We start from the raw sequence: 15582 nt of genomic DNA, 5'->3' as shown, positions 1-15582 counted from the left end.
CCCCCCCCCCCCCCCCCCCCCCCCCCCCCCCCCCCCCCCCCCCCCCCCCCCCCCCCCCCCCCCCCCCCCCCCCCCCCCCCCCCCCCCCCCCCACCGGACGGGGTCAGGGGGTCGGGATGGCGGTGACCAGGCCGCCGTCGACGGCGATGTCCTGGGCGGTGATGTAGGCGGAGCGCGGGGAGAGCAGGAAGGCCACCGTCTCGGCGATGTCTTCGGACTGGCCCAGGCGCTTGAGCGGTATCTGGGAGCGGATGGCTCCGTGGGTGGCCGGGTCGGGGTTGGCGGTGTGGAACATCTCGGTGGCGATGTAGCCCGGGCTGATCGAGTTGACCCGGATACCGCGCCCGGCGAGGTCGGTGCCCATCGTGCGGGCCAGGTTGTGGACGGCTGCCTTGGTGGCCGCGTACACCGGGGCGACGGCAAGTCCGCGGTGCAGCGTCCACGACGCGTTGATGACCACCGAGCCGCCGCCGGCCGCGTCGAGCAGCGGCAGGGCCTTGTGGATGGTGAAGAAGGTGCCCTTGAAATTGACGTCGACCGTGTGGTCGAAGTCCCGCTCGGTGACCTCGCTGGTGTGCTGGAAGACGCCGACTCCGGCGTTGGCGAACACCCCGTCCAGGCGCCCGTGGCGCTCCCCGATGCGGTCGGCCAGGCCGTCGAGATCGGCCAGGCCGGCGGCGTCCGCACGTACCGCCAGAAGTCGGGCGCCGCCGTCGGAGAACGCGTCGAGCTGCTTGGCAGCGGCGGCGAGGCGGCCCTCGTCGCGGCCGGTGATGACGACGTGGGCGCCGCGGTGGAGGAGGAGACGTGCGGTGGCCAAGCCCATGCCGCTGGTTCCGCCGGTGATCAGAACGACGCGGTCATGAAAAGAGGTCGGGTCCGTGTTGCTGTTGGTCATGGCACCAGCCTGGTCACCGGCAACGGGGACAACCAGACCCGAACCAACCTGGGTCGCCCAGAGCCACCCGCCCAGTGCCGCGTCAGGCATTGTTCGCCCTGGCGAAATCGCGGTCAGGTGAAGGCGGTTGCGGTACGTTCGGCGCTGCCGAGTGCTGCTGTGAACTGAGTGGCCGTATCTCGACCGATCATGGAACGTGCGGGTCGAACAGGGTTCCTGATGGGGTGATCTTCCAGCTGTACGCGCACCGGAACCGGGCTCGGACGACCCCTCGGCACAAAGAACCGACGGCCCGCCACCCGCTACGACGTCGGCAAGACCGTCAAACGCCCCGAGAGCCTCAAGGCCATCGGCAGGCCAAGCTCAGACGTCCATCAACACGTAGTTGAACTCCACCCGGTTCGCCGTCTCCACCGGAGCCGCCTTCCCGTACCAGCGGTCACGGAACGGGTCCCCAGCCTTCGCCAGCTCCCCGCGCACCGCCCACCGCTCCACGGGCTTCCCGCCGCTCATCTCGTCGAAGGGACCGTCCACGCCCGTCAGCATGAGCACCGCGCGCACCACCCCGCGGTGCGTGAACAGCACGTACGGGCACTCCTTCGCCCGGTCCGGGTCGAACCGCCAGTGCCACCGGTTGATCGTGACCGTCACGTCGTCCGGCATCCACTCGGCCCACCCGTTGCACTGCCGGTTCGCGTAGTCCTCCGGCTTCGTGTTCCCCGGATAGTCGACCATCTTCAAGACGAGTATTTCGGCGCTCTTGGTCTGCATGGTCACGCTCATTCCAGTGAGGCGACCCGACCAGTCCGCACGCCGGCCGGGAACACGAGATTCTAGAACTCCGTTCGCCGCCAAGGCGGAGCTGTCCACGACCCGGTCACTCGTAGAGCAAGGGGCCGAATCATCTCGGCCTCCGGTAGTTCCTCCGAGTCCGGCTCCGCCGTCGGCTTCCGGTTCCACAGCACGGTGAATTTCCGCTCCAGGCGCTGCTTGGCAGACGGCCTTCCCACGCGTTGCGGGGTACCGCGTTCACCCACCAGACGGGTTCCCCCCAGGACATCGAGGGTCACGACCGGCTCGACCACCCACGACGGCGGAGAAGGGCTGTACGGGGCCAACCGACACGACACGACCCCCGATGTCGGCGCGGTCCTGGCCCCGCTGCCCGGGAAGGATCCGTGGAGTTCGTCCGGGAGGCGAGGGACAGGACGATCAGCCACGCGAACCCCACCCTCCGCTGGCGCAGCACGGCGACGACGGCCGCCAGTGCCGCCGTCGCCGGAGAACCGCCGCGCCCGCACACCGCAGAGGAGGACTACCTGCCCCGCCCTTGCACGCTGTCCCCACCCCGGCCGTGGAGTACCCGAACCGGGATCCGCCGGAAGGCCTCGGCGAGTTGCTGGACGAGCGGTTCCCGGCCATGGAGGAGGAGCGGGGCCACGACTACTTCAGCGTGGCCACCACGCAGCAGGGCAAGGCCGGCGGCTGCCCCGGTTGGACTCAGGGGCCGGACCGGCCCGACTGCGCCGGCTGCGGTACCCCGCATGGAACACCTCCTCGGCGCCACGGCGACCGAACCGGGCACGGGCCGCTGGCTCCCCCCGGACGACGGCGACCCCCGCCACGACCGGGCCCACGTTCCGGCCTGGCGGGCCGAGGCGGACCCGGCCGTCCCGGCGCGGGCGGGGGGCTCAGTTGCTCGTCGTGGCCAGCTTCGCCGCGAAGCCGAGGAACACCGCTCCCGCCCCGGTCGTGAGGCCCGCCGACAGCTTCCGGCGGCGGCGGAACTGCGAGGCGAGGTACGTACCGCTGAAGATCAGCACGGTGACGTACGCGATGCTGATGGCCTGGTAGACGACGGCCAGCAGGGCGAAGGACAGCCCCGGGTACGCGTACCCGGGATCGACGAACTGGACGAAGAACGACAGGAAGAACAAGATCGCCTTCGGATTCAGGACGGTGATCACCAGCGACCGCCGGAACAGCCTTCCGCCCGCCGTCGGGTCGGCGGCGCCCGAGGCATCCTCCGCGGTCTTCTCGTCACGGCGTCGCCACATCGCCCACGCCGCCCGGATCATGCCCACCGCGATCCAGGTCAGGTAGCCGGCACCCGCGTACTTCACCACGGCGAACACCAGCTCGTTGGCCTGCAGCAGTGAAGCCAGCCCGGCGGCCGTCGCCACCATCAGCAGGGTCTCGCCCAGGAACATCCCGGCCGCGGCGCGATAGCCGGCCCTGACCCCCAGCCGCGCGGCGACCGACAGCGTGAACAGCGAACTCGGCCCGGGCAGCAGAATGATCAGCAGCGCCCCCAAGGCATAGGTCAGCAGATTCTGCACTCCCAGCATTTCGGCACCCTTCTTCCCGCCCGTCGGCCTCCGGCGGGCGGGCGACCGCGCTCCAGGGGAGCGGCTATCCGACGTTGTTCCCCGTGCGCACGTTGTGCGCGCTCACCATCTCGTCGACCTCACTGATCCGCTCAAGGGCGTACTTCTCACTGATGTGGGTGAAGTTGTCCGCCCAGAAAGCACCCAGCTCGTCGATGTCGAGCAAGTCCTGATCGCCGAACCTGGCGAACATCTCCTCCCGGTCGTCCCGCGTCACGGTGATTCCCAGGGCAGTCAGGTAGCGGTCGATCTCATCGCTGCTCTTGAAGAAGTTCGGCCGGTCGTAGTCGACCAGCAGATCCCATGCCGGACTGTTCGGCAACGGAATGAAGCGGGAGAACTCCACCGAGGAGAGCTCGACCTCGCCCAGCATCTGCCGGATCCCGGCGATGGTGCGGTCCAGCGTCTCCGGCCGTTCTCCCGGAGCGCCCGCGATGTACGAGGCGTGAACCGAGATGCCGGCCTTGTTCAGCATGCGGATGGCTTCGAGATTGGTCTCGCCGGTCGTCTTGTTCTTCCGCTGTGCCTCGAGCATTTCGGGATCGGCGGCGTCCAGCCCGATGTTGGCACGGGTGACACCGAGTCGCCGCAGCTTGTCGACGTTGTTGCGCTTGGTGAGCCCCAGGGCGCGCGCGTAGACCATGACCTGCAGCTCGCCGTCGTCGATGCGGCGCTTCAGGTGCGATGGGGTGGAGTCGATGAGGGCGTCCACGTAGCGGGGACTGGCGGTGAAGCTGTCGTAGACCTCGAAGAAGAGGTTGATGCCGTGCTCGCGGTTGTACTGGTCGATCGTCTTCCAGAAACCGCGGGGATCGCCCGTGTTGACGGTCAGGTCCGCGATGGAGCAGTAGGTGCAGCGCTTGAAGCCGTTCTCGCAGCCGCGTGCGTTGTTCACCGTCACCGGTCGCACCTGGTGGCCGTGGAGGTGACCGAACTGCGTCCGGTAGTTCTCGGCGTAGACGTCGAGCACGTCGTCGATGAAGGACAGGTCCGGAATCGTGTTGCGCAGCGAGAGCGCGTACTTCGGGGCCGGATTGATGTGGGTCCTGCCGTCGTGCCGGTAGGCGAGCGAGGAGACCTCGGATAATGATCCGTTGCCGTCGAGTAATGCGCGGATCAGCTCCACGAAGGGAATCTCGCCGCCGTCGTTGGCTATGACGTAGTCGATCTGCGGCCGGTTGCGGAGGATCATCTCGGGGAAGAAGATCGCGTGGTCGTCGCCGAGGACGACCCGGGCCCCGCACGCCTTGGCCGTTTCGGCGATCTTCAGGGCTTCGGAGTAGGTCGGGGTCAACGCGCTGATGCCGACGACATCGGGCATGAAATCCCGAACGGCCCGCTGGACGGTCTCGGTGTTGCTGATGCCGCCGTCGACGACTCGGATGTCAACGCGGTCGCCCAGCGCTTCTCGCGTCGCCGTGGCGAGCTGGACGATGCCTATGTGCGGGTAGCAGGCGTAGTTCGAGGCGTTCCGGTTGTCCGTGGGGTTGGGGGCGTTCGCGAGCAGTAGCTTCAACGTCATTCCATCACCTGGTGCAGGGGAAGCGAAGCGGACGGCCGGCGGAGGCACGTCCGTACGGATCATGAACATTTGCACAAGGGATGTGCATGTACCAGGCATCAATCAGCCAGTGCGGCAGTCGGAACCGGACATTCTGATTCCGTTCGGTCCAGACGCGTCGTGCCGTCCAGTCCGCTCTCACTGGTGATCGTCATACGGAGGTTCTCCGCGCGCGGCCGCCACCGCCACCGCGGGGATGCGCGGCGCGAGGGCCGGAGTCGGCGGCCGGGACAGGAGGAACACCCAGGCGAAGGCGGTCCCGAGCCCCGCGGCGTGATCCAGCGCGGGGTCTGCCCGCGCGGCCAGTCCGCCCCGCACGAAGGCCCGTTCGGGCAGGTTCTACCCCGACGGCGAAGCACGAGACTCCACCCGGCAGGACGCCGGCCCGTCCGGATCCCGCTGCCCACCGGCACCACCTGACGCGCGGCGACCGAGGCGTTGCGCGGGTCAGCCGTGGTCCTCCCATTCCGCCCGGCAGAACCGGGCCCCGCTCACCACGGTGTCCCCGGCTCTGGCAGCCCGTACGTACATGTTGAGACCGTCCACCCCCAGATCGCCGCCACAGCCGATGCGCAAGCCCAGATCCCGCTCTTCGACGTGCCGGATCAGGGCTGCGTCAACGGCAGAGACCTTCATGCCGATCAGCCGGATGCCCGCGAACTCGACCTGGGGCCCGGTCCGTCCGTGAATCGTGACGGCGCCGAGGGTGGGAGGCCGGTTGTAGCCGCAGGAGTAGTGGGCGGTCACGCCCACGTGGTCGAAGCGGTCCTCGGCCAGGACCCACTGCCCCTGGCCTTCCCACGGCGTTCCGAACGGATACCGGCCGTGGCGGGACGCCGGCTCCTCTCCCAGCGCGGCAGCCACCTCCTGCGGCTTCATGCCGAACCCGAGAGGACCGACGCTCTCCAGCGGTGTCCACTCCCAGTGCCCTCGCTCCTGCTCGGCCCGTACGGGCCACGCCCCCGCGTTCGGCGGCTCGTCACGGACGTCGCGCCAGCGGACGACCGGCGCGGACCCGAAGGGGTCCTCCGCCAGCTCGCGGCAGACCAGCAGCGCATTGGTGATCACCGTGTCCAGCCGCTGCGTGTACCCCTCGGGCGTCAGTCCCCGCTCCTGTGCGGCGCCCATGGACACCCCCCACGCCTCGATCTCCGGATCACCGCTCCGGTTCACCCGCACGGAAGTCCCCTCCCGGCGGGCGAGGTCCAGGACGTCCGCCCGTACCTCGGACGGCACCCGGGCTATGAGGCCGATGTCCCGAAGGCGTACCAGCGGCCCCTCCATCGCATCGACCGCCACGGCGACCAGGCCGCCGTCCTCGCCGTAGACCGCGGTCACGCCCCAGTCGGTGTAGCAGCCCCAGCCGATACCGCTGCCCAGCCCTTGCGAAACGTGGGCGACCGCCCCGTCCAGGGCCGATGCCACCTCCTCAGGGTTCATCCCGAACCGCAACGGCCCCACTGCCGCCAACGGTTCGAGCACCCACTCCACCCGCTCCCCGGGCTTCCTGTTCCACCAACGCACGGCGGCCTCCACCATCGTTCCGAACACCCCGACGGCACCCGCCGGTGATCTTGCGACCCAACGTAGGCGCAGCCTCCGACAATGCTTGTCGGCGAGGTCCTCAATCGCCTGGTCAGCGGCGTCTGGCAGACTCCGCGGCATGGGAATCTTCAAGCGGGCCAAAGAGGCGGAGAGCGCTGGTCAGGCCGGGGAGCGAGCCGGCCTGAGCACGCTGCTGCTTCAGGGCGAAGAGATGATCGAGCAGTTGGGTCGTGCCCACATGTCCTGGGGACTCGGATCGGCGGACCGCTGGGGTCTGGACCAGACCGCCGGCGTCATCACCTGGACCTTCCCCGACAAGACAGCCACGGCGCCCGCACAGATTCTCGGCAGTTTCAGCCCCGGCTCGGGCTCATGGCTCTGGGCTTGGGCCAACGAGAGCATCCTCCCCGAAATGGGCCGCGAAGCGCGGCGCTTCCGGGACTGGGCAGAGGCCAACGGGCATCCAGGCCTCGCCCAGCCCGAGATCGACGCCGACGAGCAGGCCGCTTCGGCGCTCGTGGCCCTGGCCGTCCGGGTCACCGGTGCGACCGGCTATTACAAGGCGCCGGGAGGCAGCTCCTTCGTGATCATCACTTTCGGACCGGTCACGCTGACCCATGCGGACGGCAGCGTCTCCGCCTTCGACATCGACGTCGACATCGACCGGCGACCGTGAATCGGGCCCGGGCCCGTCCCAGGACGAACGTGACAGCATGCGGCCATGCCGCCCCTGCACCCCAACGGTGACCATGCGATCACCGCGATGTACTCCGTGCCCGACGACGCCTGGTACTTGGAACTGGAGCGCGTCGCCGGGCAACAGCACCTGGCGACCGCGATCGTCCCCGACGAGGATCCCGCACGGGAGCCGACGGTGTGCTTCCACCCCTGCGGAGGGCGCGCGGAGGTCCCGTACGAGGTGATGCGCTGGTTCATGGACCAGGTCGACGAAGAGGTCCGTGCGTCCCGCGCCTGGATGCGGCTGAGGCCTGAGCTCGTCGAGGTCATCCACCGGTTGCGCCAGGAATACATGGGGGTCATCGACGACGACGACTTCCCGCAGGTCCTGGCCGAGGTGCGCGCCACGCTCCCCGAAGCGGATCTCCCCGCCGTTCTGGAGGCCGCCTTCGGGCGGAACCCCGACGGCACCACGGTGGACGCCCAAGGAGACGCGACCTGACCCCGGCCGGGAGTCCTCGCCGGCTCGCGGACGAGGCCTGCGGGCGGACGTGCCGGACACATCGGCGATGCGGAACGGCTTCGCTCACTCACCGTTGCTTTCGGAGACAGGAAGAGGCGCAGCGAGCGACGCGAAGCCTCGATTGGACGGTTCGTGCTGGCCGGCCCGGTGATCCCGGCTGTGTCCTTGCGGTCACTTCGCCCGTACGAAGGCGCTGATTTCGGCTGTGCCGGGGCGGTAGCCGTCGGACGTGTCCACGAGCAGGGTGGGTGCGTCCAGGGAGATGTCAGCGAACTCTTCCGGTTTGTAGGTGCCGGCGGCGATGTCGGTGAGGAGCCGGTGGTCGCCGTGGGCGGCTCGGTGCGTGTCCGAGGCGGCTCGGTTGGTCATGCGCTCGATGATGGTCGGCGTCGGCGTGGTGCAGCGGATGATCCGGAGGTCGGCGATCCGTGTGAGGGGTTCGAGGCCGGGGCGCCAGAGCCGGTCCTGGTAGGCGGCCTCGGCGACGGCGGTGACGCCGGCCTTCAGGAGCACGCCGAGGGTGTCGAAGAAGGCGTGCATGGCCGGGATGTTGAGGGGGTCGTGGCTGCCGGGCCGGTGGGCGGCGGTGCTCATGACCATGCCCTGCTTGATCTCGTCGCGGATGATCGCGGGGCATCCGAGCTCGTGCTGGAGGCTGTGCGCCAGGGTGGTCTTCCCGGTGGCGGGTGGGCCGCTGACTACGACGAGGGTGGGCCTTGCCGGCATGTGGCGGAGCTCCCGAGGGGTGAGCGGGTACGTCGGCGTCTGGTCAGGCGCGCGACCGTGCGTGGATCCGGCTGTCGGTCGGCCCAGCGGTCAGCGGCGGGCGGCGCGTTCGTCCACGTATCGGGACAAGGGCGCCCAGGAAGAGGTCGGCCGGCGCAGGGCCGTGGGCGGTGTCGAGGGTGTCGAAGCGGGGCCGGAAGGCGTCGGCTTCGTGCACGCTGTGGACGAAGGGCGGCGTTCGCGCAGGCAGGGGGAAGACCGCGGGGGCCGTGATCCTACGGGAGGCGGCGGGTCCGCCGCGTGACTGCTTCGTCCATGACGGGCGGACCCACTGCACTACCGATTCCAACGGTTCCACCTGGTCAGCCGCCGTCGACGTACGCGCGGGCCGCCACCATCACGTCGCGCCGCCGGCCGTCGGCGATGCACTGGGCCGGTGCCTCGTCCTCCAGCTGGGGGTTCATCCCGATCATCCAGGCGCGGGCCGTGTGGAGGCTTTCGGCGTCCTGGATGAGCTGGAAGACCTGTAGCGCGGCGCGCAGGCGCTCCTCCGCTTCGGGGCGGGGGATGGTGGCGCCCGAGGCCCACTTGCCGACCTGCTTGGGATCGCTGATGTTGGCGATCCGCGCGGTCAGGCGCTGCCCGAGGTTCTCCTGCAGGAAGCGGGCGATCTCGCTGATGCCCATGCGCACGGAGGCCGCGTGGGCCCGTTCGGCGCTGGCAACGCTCTTCGCGACGGCGACGGCGACAGGGGACGTGGTGGTGTCAGAAGGCATATCGGGTCTCCCTCGTTGCCCTGACTGCGCGCCCGTTCGGCGGCGGGTCGCGTGCTCAGGCGACGGGTGTAGGTGTGTGCGCCCGCGGGGACCTGGCTGTCGCGTGCTGCCGCGAAGGCAGACGGAGGGGACGCTCGGTCTCGGCGAGCTGCGAACGCTTCTTGCTGTGTTCCCGACCCGCCGGGAAGCGTCTACCAGGGCGGGGGGAGTGGGCCGGCCGGCTAGCGGTCGGCGTTCACCATCGATGTATTCCGGTCCACGGGGATCCGGCACATGGGTGACTGGGGAGGAGGCCCGGCGGCGTGACGCTCGTGTCGGGCGGTGGTGCGGCGATTGGCAACGCGAGCCCGATGCGTAAGAGCGCCTTCACGGCGCAACCGGTGTCACTCATGAGATCCCCCACATGCTCCAAGTCGGTCGGTGTACTGGTTAGGTTACCCATTATCACCTTCCAACTCCACCTCTTAGGCAGAATCCGCCGTGTTGTCGACGGACGGTCAACTTGGGGGTTTCGGCGCTGACTTCATCCCTGACCTGTGGTGATACCCACCGGCCCGGGGAGGGTCGGTGGCCTGGGGGAGGGGGAAGCCGGGTTGATTTCGTCCTTTCGGAGGATGCGGCTGTGGTCGTTTTCAGGTTGGTTTCAAGGTTGATTTAGTGGTGGGGTTCCCGGTGGGCTCCCGGTGGGGCGCGGCCGGGGGGGCCTGGGGCGGGTCCGCGGCCCCCGCCCAGCCCCGCCCCCGCCCACAGCGCGTCACAGCATCGTCAGCCCGTACTCGTCGGCCACCCGCAGCAGGGCGTCCGACTGGGGGAAGATGAAGGTGGACTCCTCCTGCGTCAGCTCCACGTCGTTGAACACGGCCCAGCACTGGCGCATGCCGAAGCGGGAGCGGTAGGCGATGCCGTGGATGAGGCGCTCCTGCTCCCCGGGTCCGGTGCGCTGGGTGATGGCCCATGCCGAGATCTGCCGGGTGATCCGGCGGTTGAAGCCCTGGATGTGCTCCGTGGTGAGCCTTTCCACGTCCTGCTCCGCCAGCTTGTCCTTGAGTTCGCGCGAGAGCGTCGCGAGGGTCCGCTCGTCGTCCACGTCGAGGAAGCGGGCCTCCCGGGGAGGCCGCAGGCGGACCAGGATGTGGCTGGTGGTCCAGTCCCGGGGGATCTTCCCGGGGGTCATGAAGGCCGGCTCCTGCCAGTCGTCCGCGATGACCTCCCGCATGGCGGGGTGCACGCGGAAGGGGGCTAAGGCCTCGGCGAAGCAGCCGTCGTGCTCGGAGGCGCAGTAGAGGGTGCCGTAACTGACCAGGCTCCAGCGGTTTCCGCCCGTCCGCGCGTGGTCCTCCTGGCTGATCGTTTCGTACTTGACCGGCTCCTTGTGCTTTCCCAGGCGCCAGATGCCGTGGTCCGGCGCGGGGACGAGGGCGACGTCCAGCTGTGCGGTGTCCGGGCTCATGCGGCCGCTCTCCTTGCTCCGGCCGCCCTCCATGGGGCGCGGGCCGGTGATGCTCATGGTTCTCCGGAGGCCGGGCCCGCGGGCGCGGGGCGGTCCGACCGCCGGGAGAGCCGGTCTCTTTACGGTGTGGTGCTCGTGAGGGGTGCTCAGGAGCGGGTTTCCTCACGTGCGGTGTGCTCATGTGATGGGCGGGTCATGCGCTGATCGCGTCCGCCGTGCGGCGCACTGATCCGTGGCACGTGCCGAACGATCATTTTGATGCTCGGATACGACCGAAGCGACCGGGTTGCGGTGGCCGACGGGGGCGCACGAAGGAACACGGGGGGCGCATGCGGGGGCGATCAGGCCCCACCCGCCCCGCACCGGGCGAGATCGACCTCCACCGCGACGGCTCCGGCGTCCCCCGTGAAGGAGAGCACCACGCGCCCGCCGCCCGCCGCCACCGGGTGCGCGGAGATACCGCGTACGGGGCTCCCCGCGGCCAGCAGCAGCCGGCACCTCCCCGTGGCGGCGTCCCAGACGCGGACGGTCCCGTCCGCCGCGCCCGAGGCGACGAAGCTGCCGAGGCCGCCACCCGCGTTCCACACGGCCAGGGCGAGGACGGCCGCCGTGTGCCCGGTCAGCGGCTCGCCCAGGGGGCGGTGCTCGCGCAGGTCCCACAGCCGCACCGTGCCCTTGTCGCCGCCGCTGGCCAGCAGCGGCGGAAGTCCGCCGTCCGGGCAGGGGTTGACGGCGACGGCGTGCAGCAGGCCCTGGTCGCAGCGCAGGGGCGCGCCCAGCGGGCCGTGTTCCGCGTCCCACAGCCGTACGGTGCCGTCGGATCCGGCCGAGGCGAACCAGTCCGCGCTCTCCCCGTTCTCCCCGCTCGAAGCGGCCGCCACGGCCCGGACCCGCAGGTCGTGCCCGGTCCACTCGCCGAGCGGGCCGGGGGCGTCCAGGTCCCACAGCCGCACCGTCTCGTCGTCCCCGCCGCTCAGCAGCAGGTGCCGGCCGCTCGCGGTGGTGCAGGCGGCGAGGGCGCGGACGGGGAGGAAGTGCCCTTCGAGGACGTCCGGCAGAGGCTGCCGGGTCTCCGCGTCCCAGAACCGGATGCCGTGGTCGTCGTACCCGGCCGAGACCAGGACGCGCCCCTCCCGCCGCCGGGCCCAGGCCAGCGCGGACGGCGGCCTGCCGGTGTCGATCCGCGCGACCGCGTCCCCCGTGCCGATGTCCCGTACGTCGATGTACGGGTGGCCGCCGCTGAGCGCGAACCACGACGGGCCGCGCAGGTCCCCCGTCCCCTCCGGCAGGAGCAGGGCCCCGCCCGTCGGCGCCGGCCCGGACGGTGTCCGGGCGGTGGTGAGCGCGCGCTCCAGGACCTCCCGGTTCCACAGGCGCAGCGTGCCGTCGGTGGAGGCGGAGGCGAGCAGCTCCGAGCCCGCGACCGAGCCCGCGACCGGGACCGCGACCGGGACCGCGACCGGGGCGAGGGCCGTCACGGCGGCGGTGTGTCCGCTCAGCAGCCCCGGCGGCTCCTTCGCGGCGGTGTCCCACCGGGATATGTCCCAGACGGCGATGCGGCTGCCGGTGCCGGCCGCGAGGAGGTGGCGTTCCCCCCGGCCCTCCTGGCCCCCCTGGCCTTCCAGGGGGAGCGCGGCCAGGCTGGTCACCGGCCCGCCGGCGCCGGTGAGGGTGGCGAGCGGTCCGCCGGTGCCCCAGACGGTGACGCTCCCGTCCGCGTGCCCGGCCGCGACCGTCCCGGGCCGCGTGGTCGGGGCGAGCACCCGTACGTCGGCCGGGAACTCGAACCGGGCCACCTCCGTCCCGGCCGCCGGATCCCGGAACACCAGGTGCGCGTCGTCGGCGATCGCCAGCAGCGGCCGTCCGGGCGGGTCCTCCACCGCCGCCAGCGCGGTGGCCGTCGTACGCGGTGTGTCCCCGGGCAGGGCGAACAGGTCCAGCGTGCCCATCCGCTCGTTCCACCAGGCCACCACCCCGTTCCCGTCGACGCAGACCACCGCGAGTTCGTGCCCGCCGTCGCGGTACGCGCACACGTCGGCGATCCAGATCCCGCCGGGCTCGTGGACCTGGTCCAGGCGGCGGCCCGTCACGGGGTCCCACACGCGCAGGGTGCCGTCCGTACTGCCGGACACCAGCAGCGGCGACTGCGCCGGGCGCGGTGCGAGGAGCAGGTGGCGTACGGACCCCTCGTGCGCGCCGATCGGCTCGCGGACCGCCGTGCCCTCGACGGCGTCGATCAGTTCGATGCCGCCGTCGTCGTCACCGGCCGCGAGGGCGGGACGCCCGTCGGGTGCCGGCACCGCCGCCAGGGAGCGCACGGTGGTGCGGAGGGCGGCTAGGACGTTCACCGGCGGCGCCCACTGGGACCACAGCACCGCCAGCGGTGCCGCGTCCCCCGGTGTACGCGGGCGCGGGAGCCCGGGGTGGCGCAGCGCCGTGTACGCCAGGTGCAGGCTGGCCAGCCGCGAGGGGCGGTCCGCCCGGTGCAGGTACGGCTCCACCGCCGCCCACGCCTCCAGCCACGGCCGGCCCTCCTGCCCCCGTCCCGGCCCCAGCAGCCCGCGGATCGGGCTGCCGGTCAGCCACGGCAGCACCTCGGCCGGCACGTGCGCGTCGTCCAGGACCCCGCCCAGGCGGGCGTGGCGCGCGAGGTGGCGCCGTACGTACGGGTGCGGGGCGGTACCTTCGGCGGCGCCGCCGGTGGTGTGCGGCGCGGCCAGATCGGCGAGGGCCCCCGCGATGCGGGCGTGCACGGCGGCGTCGTCGTCCGCGTACCCGTCCCCGTACGCACCCTCCGCTGCCCCGGCCCCCGCAACCCCATCAGTCCCACCGGCCCCGTCAGCCTGACCACCCTCATCGGCCCCATCAGCCTTATCGGTCTCATCGGTCTTATCGGCCGGGTCGTCCTGAGCGTCCGTCATTCCCATCCCCCCAACAGGCACCCGGCCTCCCACGGGCCAGGCGCGCAGGACCGCGGCCAGCCGGTCGTGCGCCGGCCGGTACACCCGCTGGTCCTCTTCGACGTCACGGGTGAGATACCCAGCCAGACGGCCTTCCAGCAGCACCCGGATCTTGGCGTCGGCGTCCTCGACGTCACGGCCCGCGACGGCGGACGCCACGGCCGGCCACACCTCGCCCCAGGCGAGGCCGCGCCCCTGCGCGAAGGCCGTCGCGCGCAGCAGTGCCAGCGCCTCGTCCGCCCTCAGGCCGTCCTCCGCCGCCCGCACCAGATCGTCCTCCAACAGCCCCGCCGTGCCCTCGCCCAGCCGCTCCAGCCAGTCGGCGTCCGCCAGCAGCCGCGGCCCCTCGGCGCGCAGCTGGTGCGCCGCCACACGCGCGTCGAGGAAGGACCGCCCGACCGCCCCGGCCACCGTCCGTGACACCTCGGCCAGGTCGTGCCCCGCCCAGCCGCCCTCCCCGTCCAGGAGCGCCCGTACGTACCCGGCCACGTCCGCGCTCATGTCCTCGCCGTCGGTGCGCAGCACGGCCGCCCCGGGGAAGGCCTCCCGCAGCCGCCCCAGCAGGTCCGGGTCCCCACCGTCCCCACCGTCCCCACCCTCCCCGTCGCCGTCGCTGCTGCGTACGGCCACGACCAGCCGCACCCCGCGCCGCACGGGCAGCGCCCGTCCGGCGGCGGCCGGGTGCGAGAGGTGCCCGGCCAGCGGCAGCAGCACCTGGTGCACCAGCGCCGCCGGGTCGGTCGCCTCGTCCAGGGCGTCGACGACGACCGTCACCATCGGGCCGGGGGAGGCGAGGAACCCCCGCAGCCCCAGCTGCCAGCGGCTCAGGTGGTCCCTGCCCGAGGGGTCCGGGGCGGCCCCCAGCTTCCGCGCGATGACCTGCAACAGCCCCAGCGGCTCCCGGTTGTGCGCGGTGACCGCGATGGTCACCGCGCCCTCGTCCGGGACGGTGTACGGCGGGCAGTGGCCGACGGCCGCCGCGTACAGGTCCGAGGCCCTGAACCGCGCGTCGCTCAAGGTCACCGCACGGCCGAGGATGGCCGACTTCCCGCTCGCGGTGATGCCGGTGACGACCAGGACGCCGGGCGCGCCCGTCAGGAAGGAGACCACCGCGGTGTTCAGCTCCCTGCGGCCGGAGAAGTACCAGCCGGGATCGTCGGCGCCGGTGCGGCCGCTGGCCTTCTCCAGCCAGTAGCCCAGGTCCTCCAGGCTCGCCGCCACCTCCTGCCGGCTCTCCTCGACCGCGGCCTCCTCCGGCCGGTGGCCCGGGTTCGGCAGGGCCGCGGTGGGGACGTGCAGCTTGCCGCCCATGAGCGGGCGGCAGTCCAGGGACAGCCTCCGGCCCTGTTCCCTGCCGATCGCCCGCGCCGCCTGGTACAGGGCGCGGCTGAACTCGTCCATCGTCAGGTACGGGCGGGTGATCCCGCCGGCCGTGCGCAGCCACTTGTGCGCCCGCCGCAGGACGAGCGCGAACTCCCCGCCCATCACCCGCATCCTGGGCGCCGCCGTGGTCAGGACGTTCAGCGTCGCGTCGGCCGTCCGCCCGGTGTCCAGGCTCTGTACGAGCTCCAGCAGCTCCGGCCCGATGGCGGCGGACTCGCACATGTTCACGATGACCAGCACGTCCCGGGCGTGCGAGTCGAGCGCGGCGATCACGATCTCCGTCGTACGCAGCCCCGTGGCCAGCAGCCGGCCGGGGTCGGTGTTCCGCAGGACCGCGAAGTGCCTGCCCGCGCCCCCGGTCAGGCCGTGGCCCGTCACGTACAGCACCACCGGCACGTCCGGCTCCACCTCCCGGATCCCGCCCGTGTCCAGGAAGCGCTCCACGTCATGACGGCTCGTCACCGGCCCGCCGGGCGCCACCCGAACGAAGCCGGGTCCCTCCGGCGGCCGCCGCTCCCACCACAGGGACACCGCCTCCAGCTGCGCGCCGACGGCCTGCCGCAGCGCCTCGGTCCCGTCCTCCATGGGCAGGACGTACAAGGCTCCGGCGGACGGCGCCTCCGCGGCCTCCGCCGCCCCCACCGCCCGCTCCACGCCGTCGGCTAAGCCGATCTCGCCCCGCTCCCCGTCCACGG

Annotated in this window: 11 protein-coding genes; 2 read left to right on the top strand and 9 right to left on the bottom strand. The window is 71.6% G+C overall.

What is annotated here, in order from left to right; genetic code table 11:
* Positions 1 to 103: 103 nt before the first annotated feature.
* The 5 genes from ACZ7IF_RS28925 to ACZ7IF_RS28905 all read right to left on the bottom strand — a co-directional run bounded on the left by ACZ7IF_RS28925 (position 104) and on the right by ACZ7IF_RS28905 (position 6271).
* Positions 104 to 898: an SDR family NAD(P)-dependent oxidoreductase gene (locus ACZ7IF_RS28925; RefSeq protein WP_470977187.1), complete on the bottom strand. Its 795-nt coding sequence runs from the start codon at positions 896 to 898 to the stop codon at positions 104 to 106.
* Between the two features lie 363 nt (positions 899 to 1261).
* Positions 1262 to 1669 carry a hypothetical protein gene (locus ACZ7IF_RS28920; protein WP_470977184.1) on the bottom strand — a complete coding sequence of 136 codons (408 nt, stop codon included), beginning with the start codon at positions 1667 to 1669 and terminating at the stop codon, positions 1262 to 1264.
* Positions 1670 to 2589: 920 nt separating this feature from the next.
* Positions 2590 to 3246, bottom strand: coding sequence for a leucine efflux protein LeuE (gene leuE, locus ACZ7IF_RS28915; RefSeq protein WP_470977181.1), 657 nt, complete (start codon positions 3244 to 3246; stop codon positions 2590 to 2592).
* Positions 3247 to 3310: 64 nt separating this feature from the next.
* Positions 3311 to 4807: a B12-binding domain-containing radical SAM protein gene (locus ACZ7IF_RS28910; protein WP_470977178.1), complete on the bottom strand. Its 1497-nt coding sequence runs from the start codon at positions 4805 to 4807 to the stop codon at positions 3311 to 3313.
* A gap of 486 nt (positions 4808 to 5293) precedes the next feature.
* On the bottom strand, positions 5294 to 6271 hold the full coding sequence (locus ACZ7IF_RS28905; RefSeq protein ID WP_470977176.1) for a hypothetical protein: 978 nt from the start codon (positions 6269 to 6271) through the stop codon (positions 5294 to 5296).
* Positions 6272 to 6509: 238 nt separating this feature from the next.
* Between ACZ7IF_RS28905 and ACZ7IF_RS28900 the strand changes: the two genes are divergently transcribed.
* Together ACZ7IF_RS28900 and ACZ7IF_RS28895 are read left to right on the top strand one after the other, a co-directional pair.
* On the top strand, positions 6510 to 7067 hold the full coding sequence (locus ACZ7IF_RS28900; protein WP_470977173.1) for a DUF6882 domain-containing protein: 558 nt from the start codon (positions 6510 to 6512) through the stop codon (positions 7065 to 7067).
* Between the two features lie 45 nt (positions 7068 to 7112).
* Positions 7113 to 7571 carry a hypothetical protein gene (locus ACZ7IF_RS28895; RefSeq protein WP_470977170.1) on the top strand — a complete coding sequence of 153 codons (459 nt, stop codon included), beginning with the start codon at positions 7113 to 7115 and terminating at the stop codon, positions 7569 to 7571.
* Between the two features lie 192 nt (positions 7572 to 7763).
* Here ACZ7IF_RS28895 and ACZ7IF_RS28890 read toward each other — a convergent pair whose 3' ends face one another.
* From ACZ7IF_RS28890 to ACZ7IF_RS28875, 4 genes are all read right to left on the bottom strand, one after another.
* Entirely contained in the window at positions 7764 to 8318 is a 555-nt protein-coding gene (locus ACZ7IF_RS28890) for a P-loop nucleotide/nucleoside kinase family protein (protein WP_470977168.1), read from the bottom strand.
* Between the two features lie 362 nt (positions 8319 to 8680).
* Entirely contained in the window at positions 8681 to 9094 is a 414-nt protein-coding gene (locus ACZ7IF_RS28885) for an XRE family transcriptional regulator (protein ID WP_470977165.1), read from the bottom strand.
* A 754-nt stretch (positions 9095 to 9848) separates the two neighbouring features.
* On the bottom strand, positions 9849 to 10601 hold the full coding sequence (locus ACZ7IF_RS28880) for an RES family NAD+ phosphorylase (protein ID WP_470977162.1): 753 nt from the start codon (positions 10599 to 10601) through the stop codon (positions 9849 to 9851).
* Between the two features lie 284 nt (positions 10602 to 10885).
* The gene (locus ACZ7IF_RS28875) at positions 10886 to 15580 is read right to left on the bottom strand and encodes a hypothetical protein (protein WP_470977159.1); all 4695 of its coding nucleotides are present in this window, start codon (positions 15578 to 15580) and stop codon (positions 10886 to 10888) included.
* Positions 15581 to 15582 lie beyond the last annotated feature (2 nt).

The organism is Streptomyces sp. NPDC037421 (assembly GCF_055602105.1).
Note: the sequence above shows the minus strand (reverse complement) of the source record. Positions and strands in the feature narration are given on the sequence as shown.

Excerpts from the sequence above, each read along its gene's own strand:
- ACZ7IF_RS28925 (WP_470977187.1), bottom strand. The coding sequence starts at position 898 with ATGACCAACAGCAACACGGACCCGACCTCTTTTCATGACCGCGTCGTT.
- ACZ7IF_RS28920 (WP_470977184.1), bottom strand. The coding sequence starts at position 1,669 with ATGCAGACCAAGAGCGCCGAAATACTCGTCTTGAAGATGGTCGACTAT.
- leuE (WP_470977181.1), bottom strand. The coding sequence starts at position 3,246 with ATGCTGGGAGTGCAGAATCTGCTGACCTATGCCTTGGGGGCGCTGCTG.
- ACZ7IF_RS28910 (WP_470977178.1), bottom strand. The coding sequence starts at position 4,807 with ATGACGTTGAAGCTACTGCTCGCGAACGCCCCCAACCCCACGGACAAC.
- ACZ7IF_RS28900 (WP_470977173.1), top strand. The coding sequence starts at position 6,510 with ATGGGAATCTTCAAGCGGGCCAAAGAGGCGGAGAGCGCTGGTCAGGCC.
- ACZ7IF_RS28895 (WP_470977170.1), top strand. The coding sequence starts at position 7,113 with ATGCCGCCCCTGCACCCCAACGGTGACCATGCGATCACCGCGATGTAC.
- ACZ7IF_RS28890 (WP_470977168.1), bottom strand. The coding sequence starts at position 8,318 with ATGCCGGCAAGGCCCACCCTCGTCGTAGTCAGCGGCCCACCCGCCACC.
- ACZ7IF_RS28885 (WP_470977165.1), bottom strand. The coding sequence starts at position 9,094 with ATGCCTTCTGACACCACCACGTCCCCTGTCGCCGTCGCCGTCGCGAAG.
- ACZ7IF_RS28880 (WP_470977162.1), bottom strand. The coding sequence starts at position 10,601 with ATGAGCATCACCGGCCCGCGCCCCATGGAGGGCGGCCGGAGCAAGGAG.